25 protein-coding genes are annotated in these 26,723 nt (G+C 69.3%); 12 read left to right on the top strand and 13 right to left on the bottom strand.

Annotation, left to right across the window (positions count from 1 at the left end; genetic code table 11):
- The first annotated feature begins 39 nt into the window (after positions 1–39).
- Entirely contained in the window at positions 40–1,335 is a 1,296-nt protein-coding gene (locus ACGFNV_RS02240; protein ID WP_393618674.1) for a PucR family transcriptional regulator, read from the top strand.
- A gap of 457 nt (positions 1,336–1,792) precedes the next feature.
- Entirely contained in the window at positions 1,793–2,434 is a 642-nt protein-coding gene (locus ACGFNV_RS02235) for a TetR/AcrR family transcriptional regulator (protein WP_393618672.1), read from the top strand.
- A 360-nt stretch (positions 2,435–2,794) separates the two neighbouring features.
- Here the strand turns inward: ACGFNV_RS02235 and ACGFNV_RS02230 are convergent, their stop codons facing one another.
- On the bottom strand, positions 2,795–3,664 hold the full coding sequence (locus ACGFNV_RS02230) for a p-hydroxycinnamoyl CoA hydratase/lyase (protein ID WP_393618671.1): 870 nt from the start codon (positions 3,662–3,664) through the stop codon (positions 2,795–2,797).
- Positions 3,665–3,796: 132 nt separating this feature from the next.
- On the opposite strand from ACGFNV_RS02230, the gene ACGFNV_RS02225 reads away from it, so the two are divergent.
- Entirely contained in the window at positions 3,797–4,639 is an 843-nt protein-coding gene (locus ACGFNV_RS02225) for a PaaX family transcriptional regulator C-terminal domain-containing protein (RefSeq protein ID WP_393618669.1), read from the top strand.
- Positions 4,640–4,705: 66 nt separating this feature from the next.
- Here the strand turns inward: ACGFNV_RS02225 and ACGFNV_RS02220 are convergent, their stop codons facing one another.
- The 5 genes from ACGFNV_RS02220 to ACGFNV_RS02200 all read right to left on the bottom strand — a co-directional run bounded on the left by ACGFNV_RS02220 (position 4,706) and on the right by ACGFNV_RS02200 (position 10,158).
- Complete coding sequence (locus ACGFNV_RS02220) at positions 4,706–6,151, bottom strand: aldehyde dehydrogenase family protein (RefSeq protein WP_393618668.1); 1,446 nt, start codon at positions 6,149–6,151, stop codon at positions 4,706–4,708.
- A gap of 117 nt (positions 6,152–6,268) precedes the next feature.
- Positions 6,269–7,084 carry an alpha/beta fold hydrolase gene (locus ACGFNV_RS02215; protein ID WP_393618666.1) on the bottom strand — a complete coding sequence of 272 codons (816 nt, stop codon included), beginning with the start codon at positions 7,082–7,084 and terminating at the stop codon, positions 6,269–6,271.
- 2 nt (positions 7,085–7,086) lie between these two features.
- A complete protein-coding gene (locus tag ACGFNV_RS02210) occupies positions 7,087–7,620 on the bottom strand; it encodes a flavin reductase family protein (protein WP_393618664.1) in 534 nt (177 codons plus the stop codon).
- Positions 7,617–8,864, bottom strand: coding sequence for a styrene monooxygenase/indole monooxygenase family protein (locus tag ACGFNV_RS02205; protein WP_393618663.1), 1,248 nt, complete (start codon positions 8,862–8,864; stop codon positions 7,617–7,619). The genes ACGFNV_RS02210 and ACGFNV_RS02205 overlap by 4 nt, the downstream gene beginning before the upstream one ends.
- Positions 8,865–8,901: 37 nt before the next feature.
- Complete coding sequence (locus ACGFNV_RS02200; protein WP_393618661.1) at positions 8,902–10,158, bottom strand: FAD-dependent oxidoreductase; 1,257 nt, start codon at positions 10,156–10,158, stop codon at positions 8,902–8,904.
- A 123-nt stretch (positions 10,159–10,281) separates the two neighbouring features.
- Here ACGFNV_RS02200 and ACGFNV_RS02195 point away from each other — a divergent pair, with 123 nt between their 5' ends.
- Positions 10,282–11,055: an IclR family transcriptional regulator gene (locus ACGFNV_RS02195; RefSeq protein ID WP_393618660.1), complete on the top strand. Its 774-nt coding sequence runs from the start codon at positions 10,282–10,284 to the stop codon at positions 11,053–11,055.
- Positions 11,056–11,087: 32 nt separating this feature from the next.
- Here the strand turns inward: ACGFNV_RS02195 and ACGFNV_RS02190 are convergent, their stop codons facing one another.
- The 4 genes from ACGFNV_RS02190 to ACGFNV_RS02175 form a co-directional block, all read right to left on the bottom strand.
- Positions 11,088–11,819, bottom strand: coding sequence for an IclR family transcriptional regulator (locus tag ACGFNV_RS02190; protein ID WP_393618658.1), 732 nt, complete (start codon positions 11,817–11,819; stop codon positions 11,088–11,090).
- A gap of 94 nt (positions 11,820–11,913) precedes the next feature.
- On the bottom strand, positions 11,914–13,251 hold the full coding sequence (hmgA, locus tag ACGFNV_RS02185; protein WP_393618656.1) for a homogentisate 1,2-dioxygenase: 1,338 nt from the start codon (positions 13,249–13,251) through the stop codon (positions 11,914–11,916).
- Entirely contained in the window at positions 13,244–14,446 is a 1,203-nt protein-coding gene (fahA, locus tag ACGFNV_RS02180; RefSeq protein WP_393618655.1) for a fumarylacetoacetase, read from the bottom strand. Before fahA ends, hmgA begins: the two co-directional genes overlap by 8 nt.
- Positions 14,443–15,156, bottom strand: coding sequence for an SDR family NAD(P)-dependent oxidoreductase (locus ACGFNV_RS02175; protein WP_393618654.1), 714 nt, complete (start codon positions 15,154–15,156; stop codon positions 14,443–14,445). The genes fahA and ACGFNV_RS02175 overlap by 4 nt, the downstream gene beginning before the upstream one ends.
- Before the next feature lie 323 nt (positions 15,157–15,479).
- Between ACGFNV_RS02175 and ACGFNV_RS02170 the strand changes: the two genes are divergently transcribed.
- The 6 genes from ACGFNV_RS02170 to ACGFNV_RS02145 all read left to right on the top strand — a co-directional run bounded on the left by ACGFNV_RS02170 (position 15,480) and on the right by ACGFNV_RS02145 (position 21,411).
- The gene (locus ACGFNV_RS02170) at positions 15,480–16,580 is read left to right on the top strand and encodes an alcohol dehydrogenase catalytic domain-containing protein (protein ID WP_393618652.1); all 1,101 of its coding nucleotides are present in this window, start codon (positions 15,480–15,482) and stop codon (positions 16,578–16,580) included.
- Between the two features lie 162 nt (positions 16,581–16,742).
- Positions 16,743–16,904 (top strand): hypothetical protein, encoded by a 162-nt coding sequence (locus ACGFNV_RS02165; protein WP_393618651.1) that lies wholly within the window; start codon positions 16,743–16,745, stop codon positions 16,902–16,904.
- A gap of 5 nt (positions 16,905–16,909) precedes the next feature.
- On the top strand, positions 16,910–17,443 hold the full coding sequence (locus tag ACGFNV_RS02160) for a cupin domain-containing protein (RefSeq protein ID WP_393618650.1): 534 nt from the start codon (positions 16,910–16,912) through the stop codon (positions 17,441–17,443).
- A 66-nt stretch (positions 17,444–17,509) separates the two neighbouring features.
- Complete coding sequence (locus tag ACGFNV_RS02155; protein ID WP_393618648.1) at positions 17,510–19,111, top strand: class I adenylate-forming enzyme family protein; 1,602 nt, start codon at positions 17,510–17,512, stop codon at positions 19,109–19,111.
- A 68-nt stretch (positions 19,112–19,179) separates the two neighbouring features.
- Entirely contained in the window at positions 19,180–20,976 is a 1,797-nt protein-coding gene (locus tag ACGFNV_RS02150; protein WP_393618646.1) for an acyl-CoA dehydrogenase C-terminal domain-containing protein, read from the top strand.
- An 81-nt stretch (positions 20,977–21,057) separates the two neighbouring features.
- Positions 21,058–21,411: a TetR/AcrR family transcriptional regulator gene (locus tag ACGFNV_RS02145; protein ID WP_393618645.1), complete on the top strand. Its 354-nt coding sequence runs from the start codon at positions 21,058–21,060 to the stop codon at positions 21,409–21,411.
- A 39-nt stretch (positions 21,412–21,450) separates the two neighbouring features.
- Here the strand turns inward: ACGFNV_RS02145 and ACGFNV_RS02140 are convergent, their stop codons facing one another.
- The 3 genes from ACGFNV_RS02140 to ACGFNV_RS02130 are packed head-to-tail and all read right to left on the bottom strand — an operon-like array spanning position 21,451 to position 24,150.
- On the bottom strand, positions 21,451–21,882 hold the full coding sequence (locus ACGFNV_RS02140; protein WP_393618644.1) for a nuclear transport factor 2 family protein: 432 nt from the start codon (positions 21,880–21,882) through the stop codon (positions 21,451–21,453).
- Positions 21,879–22,844, bottom strand: a complete 966-nt coding sequence (locus ACGFNV_RS02135) for a PDR/VanB family oxidoreductase (RefSeq protein ID WP_393618642.1) — start codon at positions 22,842–22,844, stop codon at positions 21,879–21,881. Before ACGFNV_RS02135 ends, ACGFNV_RS02140 begins: the two co-directional genes overlap by 4 nt.
- 7 nt (positions 22,845–22,851) lie before the next feature.
- The gene (locus ACGFNV_RS02130; RefSeq protein ID WP_393618640.1) at positions 22,852–24,150 is read right to left on the bottom strand and encodes a Rieske 2Fe-2S domain-containing protein; all 1,299 of its coding nucleotides are present in this window, start codon (positions 24,148–24,150) and stop codon (positions 22,852–22,854) included.
- Between the two features lie 468 nt (positions 24,151–24,618).
- Here ACGFNV_RS02130 and ACGFNV_RS02125 point away from each other — a divergent pair, with 468 nt between their 5' ends.
- The gene (locus ACGFNV_RS02125; protein ID WP_393618639.1) at positions 24,619–26,280 is read left to right on the top strand and encodes a GMC family oxidoreductase; all 1,662 of its coding nucleotides are present in this window, start codon (positions 24,619–24,621) and stop codon (positions 26,278–26,280) included.
- Positions 26,277–26,699 (top strand): heme-binding protein, encoded by a 423-nt coding sequence (locus tag ACGFNV_RS02120; protein ID WP_393618637.1) that lies wholly within the window; start codon positions 26,277–26,279, stop codon positions 26,697–26,699. The genes ACGFNV_RS02125 and ACGFNV_RS02120 overlap by 4 nt, the downstream gene beginning before the upstream one ends.
- The last annotated feature ends 24 nt before the right edge of the window (positions 26,700–26,723 follow it).

The raw sequence follows: 26,723 nt of genomic DNA, 5'->3' as shown, positions 1-26,723 counted from the left end.
CGATATCGGGCGCTCGCAACGATGCGAGAGGGGATGCGGATGTCCGCCACCGGGTCCTGGGTGTGTCGGCTAAGCCCGACCGCTCCCCCTGATGAGCTCGAGCCGGCCTGCCTCCCGGAGACCTGGAACCGGACCGTTGCCGGCATCGGAATCGGGGCGTCCTCGTGGGCCGTCGAGTTCTGTCACGAGCTCGCGGGGCTCGCGGTCGACCCCGACGTCCTTGCCCTCCGCCGCGCAGAGGCCACGGAAGAGCTGCGCCCCACCGCCGAGGCGGTCGTCATGGAGGCCCTGGTGGCTCTTTGCCAGGGCCGTCCTGTCCCCACGACGGTCCCCCCGGAGACGACCCGACAGATCGCCCGAGCGGTGAGACAACGGATTCCGCTAGAGCGCATACTCGCGTTCCAGCGAGCCTCCCATGCTCGCTTCAGCGACGCCCTTGTCAGTGAGTTCCGCCGCCTTGTACCGGCCGATCAGCAGTCGGAGGGACTCTCCGACCTGTCGCGCTTTCTGGTCGACCTGGTGAGTTCGTTCTCGCTCGCATGCAGCGCCGCCTACGCGGCCGAGGAGCAAGCGTGGCTCGCGAGCATCGACGGCTCGCGTGGGGAGCTGGTCAGGACTCTGCTGCGTGGCGACCCCACGGACCTGGACCCCGCCAAGGCGCTGCGGTACGAGCTTGCGAACCGGACCCATGTCGGCCTGATACTGCGATGCGACGCGCGCGACGACGACACGGCGCCAGAGGGACTCGATCGGGTGGCCGCCAAGGTTTTGACGCGCATCGGCGCGACCGCACACCTGGTGATCCCGTCGGACGATCGTGAGGTGTGGGCATGGGGCGGGTTCACCGACCCGCGGAGTGCGGCGGTCCGCTCGATCCCCGTGGTGCCGGATGCCCTGGTCGCGGTCGGTCGCCCATCGCGCGGCCTCGACGGCTTCCGGGCCACGCACGAAGAGGCGAAGGCAGCGGCACGCGTCACGTTGTACTCGCCCGCCCACTCACGCGGCCGCGCAGTCCTCTTCGAAGACGTCCGACTCGCGGCGTTGCTCACCTCGGACCCGGAGCGGGCGCAAGGCTTCGTCCGAGACGAGCTTGGGGCCCTGGGGCATCCGCGAGAGTCGCTGCTCCGGGAGACCGTGCGCGTCTACCTCGAGTGCAACTGCAGCCCCGCGATGGCCGCGGCGCGGCTCGGCGTGGTGAAGAACACCGTCGTGTACCGCATCCGACGTGCTGAAGAGATGCTGGGGCGGAGCGTGAAGGATCAGCAGGGCATTCTGTGGGCGGCGCTCCATCTCGTCGACGTCGTCGACCCCGTGGAGTCGCAGTATTCGGCCTGACGACGGATCGCACAGGCAGAGCGCCGTTGCACCCACTGATCAAACGGTTCGAGCAGCATCTCGCCCGCACGCCGACAGCAGGGGCCGCGTCATCGACGGCACGTGGAGCCGGGTGCGCTTCGACTTCGTCCGGTGGCTTTCGGTGGCACCGGCGAGGCGGTTGGTTCACTCCGGGACGGGTGATTCGGGGGTCTGCACAGCCGAACACCGGCCGCCGACCGCCGACCGCCGACCGCCGACCGCAGCAAGCAAAGCAGGTGCTGACCTGCCGCCCCACAGCCGTTGCCGCGGCGCTGAGCACAACGGATTGCCGCAGGTAGTTGGCCTGCCCAATAAGGCCGCCGGTAAGGTCGTCCCTGTGACAGGGGAAGAGACGACATCAGGAAAGTCGGGAGCGGCGTCCGGCAGGCAGCAGCGCCGGAGGCACCCCGATGATCGCGGTCGTCAACGTGACCCGGTGGGCACTCGGCGGGCCATCCTGTCCGCCGCCGCGACGGAGTTCGGCACCCATGGTTTCGACGGGGCCCGGGTCGTGCGGATCGCGGAGTCGGCCGGTGTCAGTCATCAGCTGATCACCTACTACTTCGGGGGCAAACGCGGGCTGTACGAGGCGCTGAGCGATCAGTGGCTAGAGGAGTCCATGCGCGTCAGCCAGGCCCGCACCTTCGCGGATGCCGCGCGGCGCTACGTCCACTGGGCGCACGAGGACCCGCGGTGGGTGCACACGCTGACGCGCGAAGAGCCCGGCACTCGCCCGCCCGCCGAGGACGAGCGGGCCGCCGAGCTGTTCAAGCATGTCGAGGAACTCCGCGAGCGGCAGGCGCGCGGTGAATTCCGGAGCGACCTCGACGTGGGCGCCGTGGCCCTCGTCTTCTTCGCCGCCTCGATCGCTCCGGTGGCCATCCCGTGGATCGCCCGTGAACTCGGCCAACAGGACCCCGAATCACCGGAGTTCATCGACCACTACGCGGAGCAGGTGGGCCGGATCGTCTCCGCGCTCGCCGAAGCGACAACGGCGACACAAGAGGCACAGGAGCCACAGGAGGCACAGACGACACAGGACGAGGGCTCGCCGGTGGACGGCGAACCCCGGGACTGACGACCACCGGATCCCCGTTCCGGGAGTCCGCGGTCCCGGGAGCGCGCTCCCGCCGTAGGTCTCGACCGGCAAGACGTTCTGGACCGGGCAGGCGATCGAGCACCAGTGAGGGACCGCGGCGTATGGGTTGTCGGGCCACGGCGACGGAACGGCTGCTCTCCGCGTCGTGTGGCCTGCACCTCGACCCGCCACCGCCGCGCTGACGTCGCTGTCGGGCGGTGCAGGACCTCAGCTGATCCGCCAGCACGAACCGGCCGCATTCTGTCGACGACCGCGATGCGGACCGAGGCCGTTGCCCATCTGGGCGCCAACGGGCCGGTCAGCTCCCGCTCCGGGGGGAACACCAGCCCTACAGCGAGGTCACCGCTTGTATGCCTCCAGGCCGGGACGGAACGACTTGTCGTCGAGGAACTGCTTGAGCCCTTGGGCTCGGCCGTGTTCGGAGTCGTTGTAGAGCGCCTCGGCGAACTTGGCGTTGATGTAGTTCTCGGCTTCGGTCCAGCCCATGCCCCGGATGTGGCGGACCGTCTCCTTGGTGCCGCGGACGATCGCGGTGTTCTTGGTCTTCAGCATCTCGGCGATCTCCAGCACACGGGCACGCAGTCGATCAAGGGGAACGGACTCGTTGACCAGACCGACCTCCGCTGCCTTGCGCCCGTCGAATGTCTCGCCGGTGATGCTGTAGTACATCGCATCACGCAGGTTCATGGTGTGGGCCACTGCGAGGGGAACGTTACCCCCCGGGATGATGCCCCAGTTGACCTCGGACAGACCGAACACCGCGTCGTCGGCCGCGACGGCGAGATCACAGTTGCCGAGCGGGAGGAAGGCGCCGCCGAAGCAGTACCCGTTGACCATCGCGATGGTGGGCAGCGGGAACTGACGCAGCCGCGGCCCCTGCCATTCGAAGCAGGAACGCTGCTTGATCTCCCTCTCGGCCTGTGACAGGGCGTCGGTGTCGCGGAAGAACTCCTTCAGGTCCATGCCGGCGGAGAACGCATCACCGGCGCCGGTGAGCACCATCACCCGGGACTCTCGGTCGAGGGCGACCGTGTCGAGCACGTCGAGCATCTCGTCATTGAGGGTCGGGTTCATGCAGTTGCGCTTCTCAGGGCGGTTGAGCACCACCCACGCGATCTCGTTCTCGACAGAGGCCTTGACGGTACTCCAGGTGCCGAGTTCCCTGCCGGCCGCAGGAGCGGCGGCAGAGGTTTCGCCGGTGGTCGCCATGTTCGTGTCTCCATTCCCTCTGGTGAATGGTCAACGGGGCCGATGCCATCACCCCGGAGCCCCACATTAGATGTTTTTACATCCCACCATCAAGGATTGTGACGAAGGTTTGGGTTGGCTATCATCCCTGGCATGGCGGGATCGCTGGACACTTCTTCACCGCTCGAACCCGAGGTCGCCCGTGCGCGGCGCCCCAAGTGGATCGCCCTGATGCTGCTGGGATTCCTTGTTCACGAGCGACCACTCGCGCTGTCGACCGGCACGTTCATCGAGCTGCTGTCCCGGCTCGACGTGTCCAGTCACGCGGCACGATCCACGCTCACCCGGATGACGGACCGGGGGCTCCTGGAGCGCCATCGGCAGGGCCGAGAGACCTACTACGCCCTCACCCCACACGGTTCCCGCGCCCTCCGTGAAGGCAACGCACTCGCCTGGCACTCCGCTGATGCGGAGCGGAACGGCACATGGACCGTCCTCGCCTACTCGATTCCCGAGGAGCGACGTGCCCTCCGGCTCCGGCTTCGATCACGACTGGCCTGGGGCGGGTTCGGCATGCTGCGCAGTGGTCTGTGGATCGCACCCGGGTGTGTCGACGTCACGGGCCTGCTGGACGGCATGGGCGTCCTCGACGATGTGCGCGTCTTCTTCAGCACACCCGCCCCCCTGACGAAGACGACTGATCTCATCGAAGAGGCCTACGACCTGGACGAGATCGGCGATCGCTACCTTCGCTACATCACGCGGTGGAGCGGCGACCCGTTGGCCGGACTTCCCGACGAGCTGTGTGCGTTTCTCGTACTGCGCAGCGAGTGGCAACAGCTCGTGCAGGCCGATCCCCGCCTCCCCTCCGAATATCTGCCGGCCGGATGGCCTGCCGCCGACGCGGAAAAACTGTTCCGGGGTCTCTACGAGCGCCTGGAAACCCCGGCCAGGCGGATCGTGAAGGAGTTCGCGGGTCTGGTGAGTCTCAAGTAGGCCATCACGCCGGTGACCACGGTCCGGCCATCCAGACACACATGGCCGGACCGTGCCGTCGCGGAACTACTTGAGGTGGCGGATCGCGTGGTCCTCGACGTACTCAGGCAGGGCCGCGGCGCCGAACTCGCGGCCGATGCCGCTCTGTTTCACGCCACCGAAGGGCATGCGCAGATCCAGCGATGCGAAGGAGTGCGTGTTGACGAAGGTGCTGCCGGCCTCTATGCGACGCGCCACGGCAAGGCCGCGCTCCGGGTCCGTGGTCCACACCGACGCGCACAGACCGTAGTCGCTGTCGTTGGCCCAGCGGACGGCCTGCTCCTCGTCGTCGTATGCGATGAGGGGGACGACCGGGCCGAACTGCTCCTCGCAGGAGACCGGCGCGGAGTGCTCGACGTCCCGTACGACGTGCGGCAGCAGGTAGTAGCCGTTCTCCCAGGAGGAGGCGTCCAGCTTGCGGCCGAGCTGCACCACCTGGGCCGAGGAGTTGCGGGTCTTGTCCAGCAGATCCAGCACCTTCTTGAACTGTGCCTCGTTGTTGAGCGGGCCGAAACCGGCCCGCGGGTCGAGGCCGTGACCGACCGCGTACTCGTCGACCCGCCCGCACAACTCGTCCGCGAAGCGCCGGTACATCCCGCGTGGCACGTAGATCCGCTTGACCGCGAAACAGATCTGCCCGCTCCGGGTGAAAACACCGGTCAGCATCCGGTCGAGGACGGCGTCGACGTCGGCATCGTCGAGGATGACCGCCGGGTCGTTGCCGCCGAGTTCCAGGGTGACGTTCTTGATGGTCGGGGCAGTGGCCTCGATGACCTTCTGCGCGGTCACGCCTCCACCGGTGAAACCGACCTTGCGGACAAGCGGGTGGGCACACAGCGCCGCTCCCACGTCGCCCTCGCCGTGGACCACGTTGAGCACGCCGGCCGGGAGCTCGGCCGCCATCTTCTGGAGAGCGAGCGTCAAGGCGGCCGGCGCGAACGGCGAGGGCTTGAGCACGACGGTGTTCCCCGTCGCCAGCGCGGGCGCCACCTTCAGCATGGCCAGGACGATCGGCATGTTCCACGGCACTATCGCGGCCACGACACCGCGGGGAACCTTCTCCACGCTGATGAAGCTCTGCTCGTCGTCGAACTGGACGGGGCGGAGGAACTCCTCCACCAGGCCCGCCGTGTACTGGAGCACCCCGGTGCCCAGTGCGAAGTCGGTCTGGGCCTCCCCCAGCACGCCGCCGCCTTCGCGCACCAGCAGCGGGCCGAGTTCCTCACCGGCGGCCGCCAGGGCGTCCGCCGCCGCGAACAGCCGCCGGACCCGCTCCGGCGCGGGGGTGTCCCGCCAGGCCGGATAGGCGGCGTGCGCGGCGTGGACCGCGCGGTCCACGTCGTCGGCGGTCCCGACGGCGACCCGGGCCACGACGTCGTCGAGGCGCCCCGGGTCATGTACCTCCCTGAGATCGGAGGCGAAGACTTCTCCCCCGATCAGATGTCCGATCTGCGGCACTGCGATATCGGTCATGATGCGGCTCTCTTCCGTGGTAACGGCGTTGTCATCACTCGCTCCGCGACCGCACCGCAGGCGACCGGAAGCACACTTACGGCGGTAGTTCGAGTAAGGGGACGGGGTGACGGGCGGTCAGGTGCCCACCTCGGCCACGTGGTTCACCAACACCTTGTCGATGGCGTCCGTGAGTGCGCAGGGCTGCTCGTCCATCGGATAGTGACCGGAGTCCTTGAGGACCTTCAGGCAGCTGTTGGGGTACCAGGACAGCCATGTGTCGGTCATCCGCCGAGGGCTCAACGAGGGGTCGTGCTCCCCGGTGATAACCCCTACCGGGACGGTGCTGCCTCGGATCTCGGTGTGGAAGTCGCCGTCCGCCCATGAGTCGAGGTAGCCGCGGACCGCATCGGCCTCGGAGCAGGCCAAGGATCGCTCCGTGAGGTCCCGTACCCAGCGGTCGCCCCGCCTGCTGCCGGTGGAGCGGTCGATGACCGTGGCCCGCGCCTGGAAGTCCTCGACGGCCCGGTCGAACAGGGTGCGCCGCTCCCCCACCAGTCCTCCCCCGCTGGCCGGCACCGGCGTCACCCCGACGAGGGCACGGACCCGCTCCGGCGCGGCGATCAGAGCCCGCTGGATGGCGAGGCCGGTCATGGAGTGCCCCACCAGGGAGAACTCCTGCCAGCCCAACGCGTCCGCGACCGTCAGCGCGTCCTGCGCGATCTCGGTCATGGTGTATGTGCCGCGGCGCTCCCGGGAGAGGCCGTAACCGCGGGCGTCCATGAAGCACCAGGTGAAGGTGTGCCCGTCCGCCGTCTGCCAGACGGGCAGCCAGGATGCGGCGTCCGAGAGCCAGCCGTGCAACACGATGACCTTGCGGGGGCCGTCTCCGACCAGGTAGTAGCCGTTGCGGGCTTCGGTCGCCGGCCTCGGCTCGGCATGCACTGCCCGCATGCTCAACACTCCCACAGTGTCTCGTTGACACCGACCTGGACGAGCTTGAAGGCCCCGGTGTGGAACAGCAGCGGCTCTCCGTCGCGCATCTGAAGGTGCTCCACCTGCCCGATGAACAGGGTGTGGTCCCCGGCCGGCTGCCGGCCCACGATCCGGGTGGTCAGCTGCACCAGCGAACCGGCGATCACCGGCACCCCGCCGAGCCACTCGAACTGCGGTGGCGGCATCGGGTGCCTGCTGCCGGCGAACCGCCGGGCGACCGACTCCTGGGAATGGGCCAGGATGCTCACCCCGTAGTGGTCCGACTCGGCCAGCCGAGCCGTCATCCTGGCGTTGTTCCCCAGGGAGACCAGCACCAGCAGCGGGTCGAGGGACACCGACATGAACGCATTCGCCGTCATGGCGTGGACATCCTCGCCCACCGTGTTGGTGATCACCGTGACGCCGGTGGCAAAGCGCCCCATCGCGGAGCGCATCGCGGCGCGGTCGATGCCGGGGTGCGTGTCCGCCATGGGGGTCTTCACCGCGCTGCTCATGAGCCCGTGACCGCCGGCTCGGTGTGCTTGGCGATGAAGGCCTGCGCCTCGTCGGCATCGGCCCAGGCCGGGAAGAACTCCTTCGGGTCGCTCCGGGAGTCGGCGTGCCACTGCCGGATGGCCTGCGACCGCGTCCCCGCCCGGACCAGGTCGCGCACGTGCTGCGGGCCCTCCAGCGTGATGTTGGTGTACGCGGTGGCCCACTGGACGTAGTCCCAGTAGGTGTCGAAGGTCCGGTTCATCCACGCCTCGTCGAAGGGCTCGCTGCCGTGCTCGACGATCGCCTCCAGGTAGGTCCTGGCGCACTTGACGGCGTTGTTGGCGCCCTCACCGGTGATCGGGTCGTTGAGCACGACGAGGTCCGCCATGCCCAGCACCTTCCGCCCCGACGGGAGCGTGGCGACGGGCTTGCGCACGGTGGGCGGGTAGCAGCCGCGCAGCACGGCGTTGTCGTCGGTGAGGGTGACGTCGGCGACACGGTCCGCGGCCCAGGGCACGAACTTGCTGACCACGGTCTTCGCCTGTCGCAGGTAGTCGGCGGGCGTGTCGATGCCGTCCCAGCAGTCCATCGGGCCGCCGATCCTGCCTTCGAACATCAGCAGATCGGCGGGTCCGGTGATGGTGAGGACGGGGAAGAAGAACACCTCGCCGACGCCGGGGATGACGGTGACCTCGGTGGCCAGTCGCTGCCCCGTCTGCAGGCCGTCGACATATACGGCCGAGATGTACCGCTGCGGGGTGTCATAGGTGCATCGGGCCTTGTCCTTCTCGAACAGCTTGCCGATCTCGCCCTTGCCCGTGCTCATGATGGTGAGGTCGTGCGAAGCGGCCAGGGACTCCAGCTCCGCGACATCCACCGAGGCGATCAGCAGGCGTCCCCCGCGGCGGCGGAAGGTGTTCATCCAGTACGGGACCCGCACCCGGTAGTCCACCGAGGTGGACGGCCCCGGCCGGTACTGCGCGTTCCAGGTGAAGTCCAGGCCTCCGTCCGGGCCGGTGACCGTCACCTGGAGGTCCTCGGCCGGCGGTGCGGACTGCTGCCAGAAGTCCAGGCCCAGCTCCCGCTCGATGCCGCGGGCGGCCGGGTACAGCAGCTGGGTCGAGGTGATGCGGCCGGTGGCGATCTGGGCCGGGGTCCGGTCGGACACCAGGGTGACCTGGTAGCCCTTGTCCTGGAGCCCGAGCGCGAGGACGAGGCCGGCGTGCCCGGCACCGATGAGCGCGATGGACGGCTTGGTCGACATGGTCAACTCCTTGGTCGACAACTGGTGGCGGGGTCGGTCAGGTGATGGTGACGGAGTCGCCGCCCGTCTTGATCAATCGTTCGGGAACCAGGTTCTGCCGGCGGGCGCTGGCGATCATGGAGGCTTCGAGCATCCACTCCCTGGCCCGACGGGGGTCGCGGGAGATCTCACGCAGTGCGTCCAACCGCGCGTCGCGGGCCTCACCCTCGTCCAGGGACAGGTCCCGGGTGTTGCGATGAGTGATGCGCTGAATCTCGGACAGAGCGACCTGCCGGCGCTGCTCCGCCCAGGAGTCCAGGTCCGGCGCCCCGTGGGCGCCGGCGAGGGTCCGGCCCAGGGTCCAGGCGTCATGGACGCCGGAGTTCAGCCCCAGTCCGCCGATCGGCGAGTTCACATGTGCTGCGTCTCCGATGAGCACCACGGGCCCGCGGCGGAACTCCGCGGCCACCCGCTGGTGGACCCGGTACACCTGCCGCGAGAGGACCTGCGGCATCGGATGCGGGTCGAGCAGGGCCTTGAGGCGTCCTTCGATGAACTCGTCCGTGACCACCTCGTCGTCCGCGGGCCCGTCGGTGACCTCGAACATCACGCGCCAGCAGTCCGGTATCCGCAGCAGCATCATGTGCTCCGTCGGGTCCGAGACGTAGTTGACGTAGGAGATGCCGGGGAAGTACTCCTCCAGCGGCGCGTCGATGCCCAGCAGCAGGTAGCGGTGTTCGTAGGTGATGCCCTCGAACTCGACGCCGAGGTCCTGCCGGACCGTGCTGCGCGCCCCGTCGGCGCCCACGAGGTGGCCGCCGGTGACGGAGAGGTCGCCGGAGGGACCGCTCACCCGCACGTCCACCGAGGCCGGACCGGTGACCCGGTGGCCGGTCACCCGGTGGGAGAAACGGACCTCGACGGTTTCCTCGTCGGCAAGCTTGTCGAGCAGCATCCGTACGTACTTGTACTGCTCGAGTTGCAGACGGTACGGGTACTGGGTCACGTCCGACAGGGTGGAGAAGTCGAAGTCGGCGATGAGACCGCCGGTGCGGTCGCGCAACTGGTAGGTGGGAGCCACCAGCCCCTCGGCGAGCATGTCGTCGATGAGGCCGAGCCCCTCGGCGAGCTCCAGGGTCGGTGAGTGGAAGGTCGAGGCCCGCCACTGTGTGGCCGGCTCCGCTTCCGACTCCAGCACCAGTACGCGCTTGCCGGCCCGCCCCAGCACCAGGGCCGCGGTCAGACCGACCGGGCCGGCACCCGAGACGATGACGTCGTGGCCGACGGCCTCACCCTGCCCGATGGAATCAGACACAGCACTCCTTTCCGCAGGTCAGGGGTGTTTCTCCGCAAACAAGCGGATGTGGTGTGTCGGTGACGTTACGAGCCAGGGCCGAGTTCCGGAACATCGCGGAATCAGGTCGCCTAATATTCCTCCATGCGGCACGCACGGTCCCAAGGAGCGGCACCAACGCTGAGTTCGGTCGTGAACGCCCTGCGGGTGATCGCCCTGGCACACAAGGACGGCAAAGTGACTCTGCCGTCGATCAGCGACCACCTGGGCGTGGGGAAGTCGACGGCGCACCGGCTGGTGACCACGCTCACCGCGGAGAACTTCCTGCAGCGCAACCCGGCGCACCACGCCGAGTTCATCGTCGGGCCGGCGCTGCTGGAGATCGGCGCGGCCGCGATCCGCAGGGCCGATGTCCGGCGTCACGCACGGCGCCCCATGGAGCGCCTGTGCGACCAGCTCGGCGAGACGGTGAGTCTGGTCATCCTCGAAGGCAACTCGACCCGGGTCGTGGACGGCGTGGAATCCCGCCAGGCGGTCCGTGTGGGCCTGCGCACGGGCGTGGTACTGCCGGCCAATGCCACGGCGGCAGGCAAGGTGCTGCTGGCGCAGCTGCCGGAGAAGGACCTTCTTGATCTCTTCCCGCAGGGACTGCCCGCACTGACCGGCGCGACGAAGTCGACGTGGCCCGAACTGAAACGGCAGTTGGCCGAGGTCCGCGCCGAGGGGTTCGCGTTCAACGCCGACGAGAGCGAGCCCGCCATGAACGGGCTCGCGGTGCCGGTTCGCGATCACACAAGTGAGCCTGTCGCCGCCCTGGCCATCGCGGCGCCCTACTACCGGCTGCCCGCGCACACGGCCCAGGCCAAGGCGAGGTTTCTTCGGGAGGCCGCCGCGGTCATCAGCCGCGCTCATGGCTGAAGCGGCCGGAGATGGCTGTCACGCGGCGGAGTTCAAGGGCTGCTGACGCGTCCCAGCTCGGCCGACAGCTGCGCCCCGGCTTCGAGCAGGGCACCGATGTGCTGCGTCACGGAGCCGGTCCGACTCGTCGGCACGAGAACGGCCAGGCTGGCGAGGGCCTGTTCGCTTCCGTCGAGGACCGGTACGGCGATTCCGTGGACGCCCAGCTGAAGCTCGTCGTGCGACAAGGCGTAACCGACGTGCCGGACGCCCTCGAGTTGACGGCGCGCCGTTTCGGGATCCTCCGCCTGACCGGTGATGCGCTCGACGGCCTTGGGATCGAGGAAGGCGAGGATCGCACGGCCGCTGGCGCCCGCGAGCAGTGAATGACGGGACCCGATTTTGTGCTCGACACGCACGACATGCTCGTCCGAGACGGCCTGCAGGAGGACAACGGCGTCGTCGCCGTCCCGGACGTGCATCACAACGGTTTCGCCGATCGATTCGCGCAGCTTCGCCGCGGCGGTTCTTCCGTGCGTCGCGAGATCGGGTTGCACGCGCTCGGCGAGTCGGAGCAGCGCGACACCCGGCGCGTAACCGTCGTCCTGCCGGATGACGAAGCCGCGCTGGTGGAGGGTCGCGAGCAGCCGATGCACTACCGTACGGTTCATCCGTAGATCGCGGGCCAGCTGAGCGGGGGTGCACGGCTGGCCCTCACCGACCGCCAGCAGCACGGCAAGGGCCTGGTCGGCGGTCTTCGAGATCTCAGCCATGGCGACAACCATACCGTCCCCACCGAGGCACACGAACACCCCCGACCGAATATCGGACAGGGGTGTCGGGGGTCTTGCGTACTGCGGGCATCCGGCGACAGCCCGGTCAGCCGGGGAAGCCCTTCGCGAGCCCCTCCCAGACAGCGTCATAGTCCGTCTGCAGATGAGGGGCGCCGACGGCGGCCGACGTGAGCTGTAGGGGCAGACGCGTCTCGAACATGAAGGCGAGCGTGTCGTCGATCTTCTGCGGCCTGAGTTCGCGCGTACTCGCCTCGCGGAAGGTGCTGGCATCCGGGCCGTGCGAAGTGAACGAGTTGTGCAGGCTCGAGCCGCCGGGGACGAAGCCCTCCGCCTTGGCGTCGTACACACCGTGCACCAGCCCCATGAACTCGGTCATGACGTTGCGGTGGTACCACGGCGGGCGGAAGGTGTCCTCACCGACGAGCCAGCGCGGGGCGAAGATCACGAAGTCGGCGTTGGCCGTCCCGGGCACCTCGCTCGGCGATGTGAGGACGGTGTAGATCGAGGGATCCGGATGGTCGAAGCTGACGGTGCCGACGACCATGAACTTGGCGAGATCGTACTTGTACGGCGTGTAGTTCCCGTGCCAGGCCACCACGTCCAGCGGCGAGTGATCGTACTGGGCGGCCCAGAGCCCGCCGCCGTACTTCTGGACCACCTCGACACTGCCGTCGGTGTCCTCGTACGCGGCGACAGGCGCGAGGAAGTCACGATGATTGGCGAGTCCGTTCGCACCGATGGGGCCGAGTTCGGGGAGCGTCAGCATCGCGCCGTAGTTCTCCAGGACGTAGCCGCGGGCCTGGCCGTCCGGCAGCACGACACGCCAGCGGATGCCTCTCGGCACCACGGCGATCTCCCCCGGCGACACGTGGAGAACGCCCATCTCGGTGTGCAACAGCAGGGTGCCCGACTCCGGAACGAGCAGCATCTCCCCGTCGGCGTTGACGAAGTAGCGCTCGGTCATGGATGCCGTGGCCGTGTACTGGTGGATCGCGACGCCGGTCTGCGCCTCGGCATCTCCGTTGGCGCCGATGGTGAACAGCCCCTGGACGAAGTCGGTCGGCGCCGTCGGCATGGGCGGGGGATCCCAGCGCAGTCGGTTGGGGTTCAGGGGCTCGTCCCGGACGGGCGCGGTCCGCAGGTGGCCGGACCCGATGGGGGTGAACGCGGGGTGGGCTGCGGACGGCCTGAGCCGGTACACCCAGCTGCGCCGGTTGGTCCGGCGCGGTGCGGTGAACGCGGTACCGCTGATCTGCTCCGCGTACAGCCCGAGGGGCGCTCGCTGCGGCGCGTTGCGTCCTTCCGGAAGCGCACCCGCCACCGCCTCCGTGGCATGGTGATTGCCGAATCCGGAGAGATACCGCAGCCCGGAAGCCGTCGGCCCGTCCGAAGGCAGCGCGGTTTTCACCTGTGTCTCAGTCATCGAAACCTCTCGTGGGTGTCGTCCGTTCGTCGGACGCGGGGAGCACACGGCCACTGACCTGCCCGAAGTCGACGCGGCCACCGCCCGGTGCCGTCGCCGTAGCCGAGGCGGCGACCACGTCGTGATCCTGGAGGAACCCCCGCCGTTCGCCACCGGGCAGCTCCATGGGCTGCCGACCGTTCCAGGTCAGTTCCATAAAGCTGCCGTATCCCGACGCGTCCCAGGCGGAGACCGTTCCCGTCCCGTAGAGGTCGCCGGTACGCAGCGAGGCACCGTTGGAGGTCATGTGCGCGAGCTGCTGGGCCGGCGTCCAGTACATCGACGCGAAGCTCGGGGTGGAGACCACATGATCGTTGAGCCGTAGTTCGAACGTGACGTCGTAGGAGAAGGGTGTGGTGCCCGTCAGGTGAGGCAGGGGCGGCGGGTCCTGCGGCGCCGGCTCGACCTTGGCGGCGGCCAGCGATTCCAGGGGGATCACCCAGGGGCTGATGGTGGTGGCGAAGGACTTGCCGAGGAACGGCCCGAGCGGAACGTACTCCCACGCCTGGATGTCACGGGCACTCCAGTCCAGCAACAGCACGGCGCCGAAGACATGTTGCTCGAACTCGTCGACGGTGACGACTTTCCCGAGCGTCGAGCCGGCGCCGACCACGAAGCCGAGTTCGACCTCGATGTCCAGCTTGGCGGTCGGGGCGTAACAGGGTGCGTCCGAGGGCACGGCCCGGTACTGCCCACGGGGCCGTCGGACCGGTGTCCCGTCCACCACCACGGTGCCTGCCCGGCCGTGGTAACCGACCGGGAGATGCCGCCAGTTCGGTTTCAGTGGTGCCTCGCCCGGCCGGAGTATGCGGCCGGCGTTGCTCGCGTGCTCGATCGAGGAGAAGAAGTCGACGAAGTCCGCGACCTCGACCGGCAGGTGCAGCCGCACCTGCTCCTTCGGGATCAGGTACGGCTCCATGCGGGCCTCGGTCCCCGGGCCGCCGCCGTTCAGCGCGTGAAGCAGGGTCGCCCTGGTCTCCGACCACGCCGCCGGGCCCCGCGCCAGGAAGGGGTTCAGGCTCGGGTGGTCGAAGACCGGGTCGCCGAGGGCTGCCGCGAGATCCAACACCCTGTCTCCGACCGCGACGCCCACCCTGGGCCGCTGGGCGCCCACCGAGAACACGCCGAACGGCAGGGGGAGGAACGGCGGGCTCACAGGTGCTTCCCTCCGTCCACGACGAAGGTGGTCCCGGTGGCCGTCCGGAAATGGGTCACGGCTCCGACGACGGCGACCGCCACGTCGTCCGGGGCGACGACGACCTGGAGCGGGGTGTCCCTCGCCTGGTCAAGGACCGCCTGGCGGTCACGGCCCGGGACGAACGCGGTGTCCACCGCGGCAGGAGCCACCCCGATCACCCTGATCGCGGGGCCCAGAGCGCGCCCGAGCGACATGGTCAGGTTGTCCAGAGCGGCCTTCGCGGCACAGTAGGCGATGTTGCTCCCCGATGCGGTGCTGCCCGAGATCGAGGACACGTTGATCACGGTCGCCTCGCCCGTGCTCCGCATCAGCGGGGCGAAGGCCCGTACCGCGGCGAACGGGCCACGGACGTTGATCCGCATCAGCGAGTCGAACAGTTCGTCGTCCAATGCGCCCAGATCCGTGTGCGCCACCTTTCGCGTGACACCGGCGGAGTTGACCAGGACATCGCACCTGCCATATTCGCTCTCGACAAGCCGGGCGACCTCGCTCAACCGCGGCGAGTCATCGATCGGCATTGCCAGGTGGCGATGTCCTGTTCCCGGCAGCCGGGCGACCACTTCAGCCGCCCGCTCCGCCCCGTGGTGGAACCCGACCAGGACCGATGCGCCCTGTTCCGCCAGCCGGCCAACGGTCGCGGCGCCGATGCCGCTGCTTCCGCCGGTCACCACAGCGACTTTCCCCTCGAGAGACAGGGTTCCCAGGCCGCCGATCCGAGCTGCGTTCATCTGATCACTTCCCATCTGGACAGCGAGGCTACCCATGGAACGATAATCGAGCAACAACCGACCGATAATCGGTCTACTTCACCCTTGGAGGGGTGAAGGTCGGTCGAGGAAGAGGCGCAGACAGACGCCCCGGGCTGCGCCGGAACAGGATCGGGCGGCACGGTTCGATATTCGGTCTCAAGTATTGACAGAAGCGACTGACGCGCGGAACGCTCACTTGCCCGAGGGCCTGGAGATTCGTCCCGAACAGTGAGGTTCACCGCATGACGAACATCAACGTTGCCCGTCTCGTCACACCGGGCAAACCGCTTGAGGTCGGTACCGCCGAGAAGCCGGTTCCAGGCCCGAAGGACGTCCTCGTCAAGGTCGCCGCCTGCGGCTTCGTACCCAACACCTTCAACGTGGCCAGCGGGTACACTCCCTTCGCCCTGCCGACACTGCCCGGCGTGTTCGGGCTCGACGTGGCGGGGACGATCGAGGCGGTGGGCACGCACGTGGTCGGGCTCAAGGCGGGAGACCGTGTCTACGTCGACCCCTGGCACACCTGTGAGACCTGCCACCAGTGCAGGCGGGGGCGGACCGACCTGTGCCAGAACGGCTACTTCCGCGGATACATGTCCCCGACCGTGGCCGGCGGCCAGTGGCTCGACCAGTACCCGCTGGGCGGTCTGTCCGAGTACGTGGTGGCGCCCCACACCAAGGCCGCTCGGCTTCCGGAGTCGATCGACCTGCTGACCGCGTCCCGGTTCGGCTACATCGGAACCTCCTTCGCCGCTCTGCTCAAGGGCAACCTCGGCCCGGGCAGCACCCTGCTGGTCAACGGAGTGACGGGAACGCTCGGTGTCGCCGCGGTGGCGATCGCCCTCGGCATGGGTGCGACAAAGGTGCTGGGCGTCGGACGCAACCGCGAACTGCTTGAGCGTGTACGGCAGATGGCCCCCAGCAGGGTCGAGACGGTCTCATCTGAGGAGGTCACCGACCTCGTGGGCTGGGCCAGGGAACGGACCGGCGACCTCGGCGTCGACATGATGTACGACTGCCTGGGCGTCGGCGGCGACGCCGAGGGCACCAACACCCTCATCCGAGCCATCAAGGCCGGCGGGCGCGCGGTCCTGGTGGCAGGCGGTGTCGTGGGCGATGTCGGTCAGCCCTACATGGACGTGCTGATGAACGACGTCCACGCCGCCGGATCCGTGTGGTTCAACGCGGCGGAGATCGACCACATGATCGACATGGTCGCCGCCGGGGTGATCGACCTGTCGTTCCTCGAACACCGCACGTACCCCCTGTCCGAGGTCAATGACGCACTGCAGTTCGTGGGAGCCCGGCCCGGCGGGTTCGTCAACGTCGTGGTGGTGCCCTAGCAATCCCCTGCGCGTCGCCGAGGAGCCGCTGTGCGTACCTCCCCGACCCACCTCGACACCTGCGCGCACTGGCATCCGCTTCCCCTTCGCCGCGGCTTTCGCTCTCCCCTGCGGCGCGACGAAGCTCGTCGCCCTGTCCTTCAGCACGGCCGGCCACGCATCGTGGCACTTCTGGCTCATCACCCTGACGGGCCTGGCGGACTGGCCACCGCCCTGATCATCCGCCGCCGCGTGCTGCGCGGCGAGCACCCCACCGCACCGGTCGCGACGACGGTGGCCACCGAAGCCACCGGCAGACCGGCGCCCACCACGTACGAGGAGTGACTGACATGGCGATCAGACGGCTGGTGACAGGCGTGCGAGAGGGCAGGTCCACGGTCCTCAGCGACGGCCCCGTCCCCACGGAGCACGAGTTCAAGGCGGTACCCGGCATGACGTCCGCGGTCATCTGGGCCACCGCGCCCTCCCCCGAGGTCGACGTGGAAGAAGCAGCGCCGGCAGGGACGTCGTTGCATCCGGAACCGGGCCACACTGTGTTGTGCGTGGTGGATTTCCCGCCGGACTCGGTGATGGCGGCGCCCGGCTTCGACTTCCCGGCCGCCGGCGCCGAGCAGTTCCAGCACCTGCCGGGGCTCGCGGAGCGCTTCGAGATGGACAACCCCGGGATGCATACCACACAGACCGTGGACTACGCCGTCGTCCTGGGAGGGGAGATCTGGCTTGAACTCGAAGACGGCGAACCGGCCCAGCTCGGAGCGGGAGACATCGTCGTCCAGCAACGGACACGGCACGCGTGGCGCAACCGTGGCACGGAGAGTGCCCGGATGGCGTTCGTCCTGATCGGCACCGACCGGGTGCACTGACATCTCAGGCAGGCCGCGAGGCGCAGGCCGACAGCCGCGTTGAGGGTGTGCGGGAAGGAGCAAGGAATGTCTACGGCTAGTCCGCTGACCATGTGCGCCGCGTTCGACCGCGTCGCGCGGTCGTTCCGGGATTCCGAGGCCGTGGTGGACAGCATCTCGCGGCTAACGTTCGGGGAGCTGGACGAGGCGTCACGCCGCATGGTGTCGCTGTTGAGGGCCGAAGGCGTGGCGCCGGGCGAGCGGGTGGCGCTGCTGACGGTGCCGTCGACGGTCCACCTGGTGGCGTGGCTCGCAGTGGTCCGGTCGGGCGCCATCCCAGTGGTGTTCCACGCCCGTGAATCGCCGCAACTACAGGCTCGGCTGTGCGGGAAGTTCGGGATCGGCCTCGTGCTGTACGACGCCTCGTTCGAACCGGTGATGGAGGCGATGGCGAACGACTGCGCCGGCCCGCTGACCGGAGTCGCTCTGCGGTCGGGCGCCCCGGCCTCCGCATCGTCGTCCTCGCGAGTGGAGGTCCCCCGGGACCTGACGGACTTCGCACCGGCACGGGATCTGCCGGTGCCGACCGAGGACGACCCCGCGGTGATCATCCTGTCGTCAGGCACGACGTCCCTGCCCAAGGGCGTGGTGCACACCCACCGCGGGATGCTGGACGCGGCCCGGACCGCCCAGGGCATGTACCCGGGTCTGCGCCCCGGGCAACGAGTGATCGCGCCGTACAGCACCGCGTTCACCGGCTGCTACGCGACATGGGTGCCGTTCCTCAACGCCGGTTCGTGCTGCGTCTTCCTGGAGAGCTTCGACCTGCCCGCATACCTCGAAACGATACGGCGCGAGCGGATCACGCACGTGTCGCTCACCCCGACCATGTGGCGCAGACTGCTGACACTGGAATCGAACGCCGACACGTACGTCAGCGTCGTCCAGGCCCAGTTCGTCGCCGAACCCATGGACCTCACCACCCTGCGCCGCATCCGGGAGACGGTCTCGCCCAACGTCGTCCAGGCCTACGGCGCCACCGAGACGTTCGGCATGGTCACCGTCAACCTCGCCGAGGACATGGCCGGCGAGCGGCTGAGCAGTGTGGGGCGCCCGTTCCTCGACACCGAGATTCGCATCGTCCGGCCAGGCGGCACCTCCCACGACGCCCTGCCGGCCGGTGAGGTGGGCGAGGTGATGGCCACCTCGCCGACCGTGGCCGAGGGCATCTGGGGCGACCAGGCCCTGACGGAGAAGATGTTCCCCGTCGACACGGACGGCCGCCGGTGGTGGCGCTCGGGCGACCTGGGCCGGCTGGACGAGGACGGATTCCTGTTCCTGGAGGGCCGCAGCGACGACATGATCATTTCGGGCGGCATCAACATCATGCCCGCCGCTGTGGAAGAGGTGCTGCTGAGCCACCCGTCGGTGAGCGAGGCGGCCGTGGTCGGTCTGCCGCATCCGGAGTGGGGCCAGCTGGTGCACGCCTTCGTGGTCACCGACGATCCGTCGCTGACGCAGGAGGCGCTCGCGGCGTTCATGACCGCGTCCACGCTGTCGGGTTACCAGCGGCCGCGGGAGTTCCACCTCGTGCCGTCGCTGCCCCGGACGGCCACCAACAAGCTGAACCGCCGCCGCCTTCGTGAAACAGGAGCACCGGCCAGGGAAGCCACCGCGGGGTCCGGCTGAACCCGTCCCCGCCCGAAGGAAGCAGAACGGCCGGCCGCTTCCGCGGCGCACCACTCGAGAGGAACCTCGTGCCCGCCTACCACCCCCCGATCGACGACATGAAGTTCGTCCTCAACGACGTCCTTGCCGTGGGACGCCACACGCTGTTCCCCGGCTTCGAGAACCTCGACGAGGACCTCCTGTCCTCCACGGTCGACGCCTTCGGCGAACTCGCCGCCAAGGAGGTCGGCCCGCTGAACGAGGAAGGCGACCGGGTGGGCGCCGCACTGGGGCCCGACGGGGTCGTGTCCGCACCCGGATTCGCCGACGCCTACCGCACCTTCGTGGAGGGCGGCTGGCCCGCGCTGACCTGCCGTGCCGAAGACGGCGGGGACGGCATGCCCGGCATCCTCTACACCATCGTCGAGGAGATGCTCGCCGGCGCGAACCTCTCCTTCGCCATGGCCCCCCTCACCTCACCCGGCGCTTACGAGGTGATCAGCCGCCACGCCTCCGACGAGATCAAGTCCCGGTACCTGCCGAAGATCGTCACCGGCGAATGGGCCACGGCCATGTCGCTCACCGAACCGCAGTGCGGGTCGGCTCTGAGCCTGCTGCGCACCCGGGCGGAGCCGAACGACGACGGCTCCTTCCGGCTCACGGGCACGAAGATGTTCAACAGCTGGGGCGATCACGACCTCACCGAGAACATCGTCCATCTCGTGCTCGCCCGGCTGCCCGACGCGCCGCCGGGCGTCAAGGGCATCAGTCTCTTCCTGGTCCCGAAGTACCTGGCGGCCCCCGACGGCGCCCTCGGGGAACGCAACAGTTTCTCCGTCGGCTCGCTGGAGAAGAAGCTCGGCCTGCACGCCAGCCCGACGTGCGTGACGAACTTCGACGGCGCGACCGGCTTCCTCGTCGGCGCCCCGCATCGCGGACTGTCCAGCATGTTCATCATCATGAACCACATGCGTCTCGCCACGGGCGCCTGCGCCGTCGGTGTCTCCGAGGCCGCGTACCGCAACGCCCTCGCCTACACCCGTGAACGCCTCGCCGGCCGCTCGGTGACCGGCGCGAAGTACCCCGAGCTCGCCGGCGACCCGATCATCGTGCACCCCGACGTCCGCCGCATGCTGATGACGATGCGAGCCCTGGTGGAGGGCGGCCGGGCACTGTGCTTCTGGACGAGCCTCAACCTCGACCTCGCTCAGGCGCACCCCGACCCGCTGGAGGAACGGGCCCTCGACGCGGTGGTCTCCCTGCTCACGCCCGTCGTGAAGGCCTTCCTGTCCGACAAGGCGACCGACTGCGCCGACACCGCCCTGCAGTGCTACGGCGGACATGGCTACATCAGGGACAACGGCGCCGAGCAGTACCTCCGCGACGTCCGCATGCTGCGGATCGGAGAAGGCACGAACGGTATACAGGCGATGGACTTCGTCGCCCGCAAGGTGGTCGGGGACGGCGGCCACGCTCTCGGCCTGTACTTCGACATCATCCGCGACACCCTCGACCTGATCGACGCGCAGGGCAGGGACGATCTGACGGGCATCGCGGGCGCGGTACGACGGGCCCTGGATCTCACCGTGCGACTGACCGAGGAGGAAATGCCCCGGTGGAAAGCCGTCCCCGAGGACATGGCGGCGGCGGCGTGCGACTACCTCCACCTGGTCGGCCACCTCTCTCTCGGCTTCATGTGGGCCAAGATGGCCGACACGGCGAGCAAGGCGCTGCAGGACTCCCCGGCGGATCCGACGTTCCTGTGGAACAAGCTGCGGACCGCACGCTTCTACTGCTCCTACTTGCTGCCCGAGACCGAGGCACTCGCCGCCCGGATCCGAGCAGGTGCGAGCGACATCATGGCGATCCCCGACAACGACTTCTGAACCAGCCGGTTCAGGGCGCCCGAAGCCGATCTCCCGGCCCGGTGAAGTCGGCGCCGCGATCGCCGATCCAGTTCCCACTGGGTGGCCACCTATGGTTTCGACGGAGCCCGGGTCGTGCGGATCGCGGAGTCGGCCGGCGTCAGCCATCAGCTGATCACCTACTACTTCGGGGGCAAACGCGGGCTGTACGAGGCGCTGAGCGATCAGTGGCTAGAGGAGTCCATACGCGTCAGCCAGACCCGCACCTTCGCGGATGCCGCGCGGCGCTACGTCCACTGGGCGCACGAGGACCCGCGGTGGGTGCACACGCTGACACGCGAAGAGCCCGGGACTCGCCCGACCGCCGAGGACGAGCGAGCCGCCGAGCTGTTCAAGCACGTCGAAGAACTCCGCGAGCGGCAGGCGCACGGTGAATTCCGCAGCGACCTCGACTGACGACCCCCGGATCCCCGGTTCCGGGAATCCGTACGCCGCTCAGCCGGGCGGCAGCCGCCGGGCCATCTGGAGGTGCGCCAGCTGCCAGCCGCCCGACGGGGAGCGCACCCAGACCCGGGTGACGGCGGCCTGGATGACGAACGGGCTCAGCTCGGGCACGAAGGCGACCCGCATGTCCTGGAGGCAGCTGACCACGGCCGTGGTAGCGAAGCGCTGGACGGTCACGTCATGGGTGTCCACCTGACTGGTGCGGCCCAGGCGTGCCGCGTACCGCAGCCAGTCGTCCACGCCGTGGATGTAGCCCACCGCAGAGTGCACGATGACGCAGTCGGGATGCATCAGGGCGCGGAGCACCGGTTCCGGGTCCGGGAGGGTCTGTGCGGCGAGCCAGGCGGCCTCGGCCTCCTCGACCGTGGCGGGAGTGGAGGCGGGGACGGCGAGGTCTTTCGCCACGGTCGAAGAGGTGGTCACAGCTCCAGCTCCAGGATCGGGGACTTCGACCGGGACGAGCACGGGGTGAACAGCCCCTCCCCGCGCTCCTCGTCGGTCAGGACGTCGTCCCGGTGGTCGGGCTCGCCGGCGCGCACCCGCACGATGCATTCGCCGCAGATGCCCTGTCCGCACGAGTTGGGCGCGTCGACGCCGTTCGCCAGCAGGACGTCCAGGACGCTCTGGTCCTCGGGGACGAGGTACTCCGCTCCCGTGGAGGACAGGCGCACGGTGAATCCGCCCTCCCCTCCCCCACCGGGCTCGGCCGCGACCGCCGGCGAGGCGCTGAAGCGCTCCTTGTGCAGGGCGGACGCGGGCCATCCGAGCTCGGCCGCCCGCCCCAGCGCGTAGTCCATGAACCCGCCAGGGCCGCAGACGTAGACCGCGGTCCCGGGAGTGGGGTCTCCCAAGTCGCGTCCCAGGTCCAGGCGTTGCTCCGGGGGTTCGTCGTCGAAGTGGAGGGTGACCCGCGGATGGTTCTCCAGGTCGGCGAGGAAAGCGGCTTCGCTCCGGCTGCGGGCGCAGTAGTGCAGGTGGTAGTCGCCGCCGGTGGCGTCGAGGCTCTGGGCCATCGACAGCAGCGGGGTGATGCCGATGCCGCCCGCGAGAAGCACGTGTCGGCGCGCGGACGTCAGGCCGAAGCGGTTGCGCGGTGCAGCGATGCGCAGCGTGTCGCCCTCGGCGAGGGTGTGCATGGCGCGTGAACCGCCGCGCGAGGCGGGCTCGTCGAGGACCGCGATCCGGTACTGCTTGCGGATGTCCGGCGGTCCGCACAGGGAGTACTGCCGGATCAGTCCCGCCGTACCGACCTGTACGTCGATGTGGGCGCCGGGCTCGTACTCCCACAGCTCGTCGCCGTCGGCCCGGGCGAGGTCGAGGACCGCGATTCTCGGCGTGGCGTCGTACCGGGCCACGACGACCGCGTCCGTCCAGGTGGTGCTCACGCTTCGGTCACGCCCCTGCCGTCGTGGGCGCTGCCGCCCGGTCCGTCCCCGTGGGCGCCTCCGGCCGGGTGACGAGGCCGGCCTCCACATGGCGGACCGGCTCGCCGGGGGTGGCGACGCCGAGCGGGGTGCGTCCGGCCTCGACGTCGTCCAGCATCGTGCGCAGCATGCGCCGGAGCATGACGACGCCCTTGTCGGACGGCGCCAGGGTCTCCTCGGAGTGCTGGGTGATGGGGCCCTGTGACCACTGGGCCTCGTAGTCGCCGGGGAAGCGCTGCTTCTCCTCCTCGCTCAGCAGCCAGCCGTCCTTGCCGTTCTGCTTGATGCCGAACATGAAGGACGTGGCCCGCTCGGGGTCGGCGGAGCGGATGGAGAAGACCAGCCGGTGGTGGGTGTCGTCAGCGGGGACGACCCAGATCAGCATGTCGTTGCGGACGTCGGGGGTCGAGCGGATGAAGTCGGGCAGGGCGATGATGTTGGGCAGCATGCACTCCACCGACCACTCCAGGTCGACGGGCGCGCCGCCCTCGCCCTTGGCGTCCTGGTAGCGCCAGATGTACTTCACGCCGTTGTCGGTGCGGTGGTACGTGGTGCGCTCGGCGGCGGTGCGGTGGTCGTAGTAGTGCTCGGGGAAGCCGGTCGTGCCGGTGCCCTGGAACTGGAACCCGCTGTGGTTGGAGTGCAGCCACGCCGCGTGCACGGGGTCGACGGCGTTCTCGAACAGCTGGAGCCAGTTGTAGTCCTGCTCCAGGCCGATGACCTCGGCGCCGGGCACCATCCAGCTGGTGTGGTAGCTCTCGCCCTCGCCCAGGGGTTCGAGGCTGTCGTAGCGCGGCAGCGGGGGCTTGAGCTCGGGCGGGCCCATGTAGACGAAGACCAGGCCGTAGGCCTCCTCCACCGGATACCACGGCTGACGTGCGAGATTGCGGCGCTTGCCGCCGTCGAGTTCGCAGGCCTGGTCCAGGCAGTGGCCCTGCACGTCGAACTTCCAGCCGTGGTAGCAGCAGCGGATGCCATCCTCCTCGATGCGGCCGTAGAAGAGGCTGCTGCCGCGGTGCGCACACCGCTCGAAGACGACGCCGGGGCGGCCCTGGCCGTCCCGGAAGACGATCAGGTTCTCGCCCAGCAGGCGCACGCGGTGCGGAACGTCGCTGGTCAGGGCGGTGGAGCTGGCGATCGGCTGCCAGTGGCGGCGCAGCGCCTCGCCCATCGGGGTGCCGGGGCCGACCTCGGTCAGGCGGGCGTCGTGGGAGGAGGGCTTACGGCCGTAGCCGGTCCCCGTGTCGGGCACGGTCGTGTCGGTCATGTGGACCATCTCCTCGGCGTTGAGGCAGTGGGGAGGCGTGGAAGAGGGCCGTCCGAGGGGGCGGACAGCCCGCGGTCGAGGCTTCCTGGCGCTGTCGTGAGGCGTCACGGCACGAGCGTGCGGCGGCTCTTCCGGCACGCTCGGACAGGGACGGACGGGCACCGCGAGCGATGTGCGCCACTGAGGCGTTCATGCCGTTGTACGGCTCTGATGAAAAACTGTCAATGGCTCCTACCTGGTTTGATGAATTACTTGCAGACCCCTGTCGGATCGCCGGACGCCCTTGTTACGGTGACCCGGCACCGAGGTGACGACCCGCTCACGGACTCCGCCACACCTCGCGATCAACACCTGAGAACGTGCCGAGCCGGCGACCGCCTCCCCGCGATTTTCCGTAGCTCCTCCAGCGCGCGTTCGCTCCAGAGCCGAAGGAGACGAGATGTCCGGACCCACCGCAGGACCCTCCGTATGAGCGCCGGGCAGGGCGCCGAGTACGACTACGTCGTCGTCGGTGCGGGTACGGCCGGCTGTGTCCTCGCCGCGCGCCTGTCCGCGGACACCGGTACACGGGTGCTGCTGATCGAGGCCGGCCCGCCCGCGGACCGCGGCCTGCTCGTTCAGCTGCCCCTCGGGGTCGGGCTGCTGTCGGGACGCAAGGACATCGGCTGGGGTTACGAGTCGGAGCCCGAGCCGGGCCTGAACGGCAGGCGTATCCCGGTCCCGCGTGGCCGGCTGGTCGGCGGCACCGGATCGATCAACGGCTCGACCCATGTCCGCGCGCACCGTCTCGACTACGACGACTGGGTCAAGTCCGGTGCGACGGGCTGGGGTTGGGATGACCTGCTGCCGTACTTCCGCCGCTCGGAGAGCAGTTGGCGCGGGGACACCGAGCACCACGGCGGGTATGGACCCGTCACCGTGTCGACCACGGTCCGGCGAGGTCCCTTCGGTCGCCGTCTGGACCGCGCCGCCCGGTCGCTGGGCGTCGAGTTCCCCGACGACACCCAGAGCGGGGACCCCACCGGAGCAGGCCAGGTCGAGAACGCCATCCACCGCGGGCGACGGCACAGCACCGCCGCCGCGTACCTGCGCCCCGCGCTGCGGCGACGCCCCAACCTCGCACTGCTCACCGGGGTGCTGGTGGAAGCGCTCGTGCTCGACCGGGGACGCGTCACGGGCGTCCGCGTCGTGAAGGGCGGACAGAGCCGGGTGATCCGGGCGGCCCGCGAGGTCGTGGTCTGCGCGGGTGTCTACAACTCGCCGCAGCTGCTGATGCGTTCGGGGATCGGACCGGCGGATCACCTGCGCGAGCACGGCATCGAACCGGTGGCGGACCTGGCCGGCGTCGGCGCCAACCTCCAGGACCACCCGGCGGCTCCCGTGCTGTTCGACGTCAAGGATCCGGTGACCTTCCACGAGCACCTGCGCCTCGACCGCGCGGCGGTGGGCGCGCTCCGCTGGTTGCTCACGGGGAACGGTCCGCTGGCCGGGATGCCCGAGTTCCTCTCCGCATACATTCGCACCCGCCCCGGCCTGGACCGTCCCGACGGGTTTCTCGGCATCCTGGGCGGCGGTTTCGACGCCCGGCCGTGGTTCCCCGGCATCCGGCCGCTGAAGAATCGGCACTGCGTGGCCCTCAACGCCGTCGCGACTCCCCGCAGCCGCGGCGAGGTCAGGCTGGGCTCCGCCGACCCGGCCGCACCGCCACGGATCACCTTCAACCTGCTCACCGAGCAGGAGGACGTCGCCGCGCTGCGGGAGACCGTGCGCACCACGCTGGCCGTCCTGCGCAGCCCGGAGGTCTCCCCGATGATCCGGGCGGAGCTCGCACCGGGCCCCGACGTGCGCACCGACGCCGACTTCGAGCGCTATCTGCGCGAGACCGGTTACTCCGCCAACCACGCCTGCGGCACCTGCGGCATCGGAACCTCCGAGACCGCCGTCGTCGACCCCGACCTGCGGGTACGCGGCATCGACGGGCTGCGCGTCGTCGACGCGTCGGTGCTGCCGACCGTGCCCGGCGCGAACATCAACGCCACCGTCATCGCCGTGGCGGAGAAGGCCTCGGACCTGATCCGCGGGATCCCGGCAGCCTCCGGTGCCCCGCTCCATGAGAGGACCGCGGGATGAGGGAACCGCTGTCGTACGCCATCGCCTACGGGGCGGCCGAGGCCGCGCTGGAGGCGGCCCGGGCCGAGGGGGCGCGGATCTGCGTGGCGGTCGTCAACCGCAGCGGCATCACCAAGGTGCTGCTCAGCGACGACGGAGTCGGCCCCATCGGGATCGAGACCGCGCGCCGCAAGGCCTATACCGCCGCCGTCACCGGCCTGCCGACCTCGAAGTTCGCCGCTCTTGCCGCCTCCCCCGCGATGGCCGTCGCGCCCGTGCACCTCGTCGACGCCGGCCTCCTCGCCGTACCGGGCGGGGTGCCCATCACCGTGGACGACGGCGAGGTCATCGGTGCCGTCGGCGTCGGCGGAGCCGACGCCGAGACCGACGAACGACTCGCCTCCCGCGCCCTGGAAGGCCTGAAGGACCTGATCGCGTGAGCGCCTCTGCCACCCGTGACACCA

Source organism: Streptomyces sp. NPDC048751 (genome assembly GCF_043198595.1).
Lineage (GTDB): Bacteria > Actinomycetota > Actinomycetes > Streptomycetales > Streptomycetaceae > Streptomyces.
This window is presented reverse-complemented; position numbering and strand designations above follow the sequence as displayed.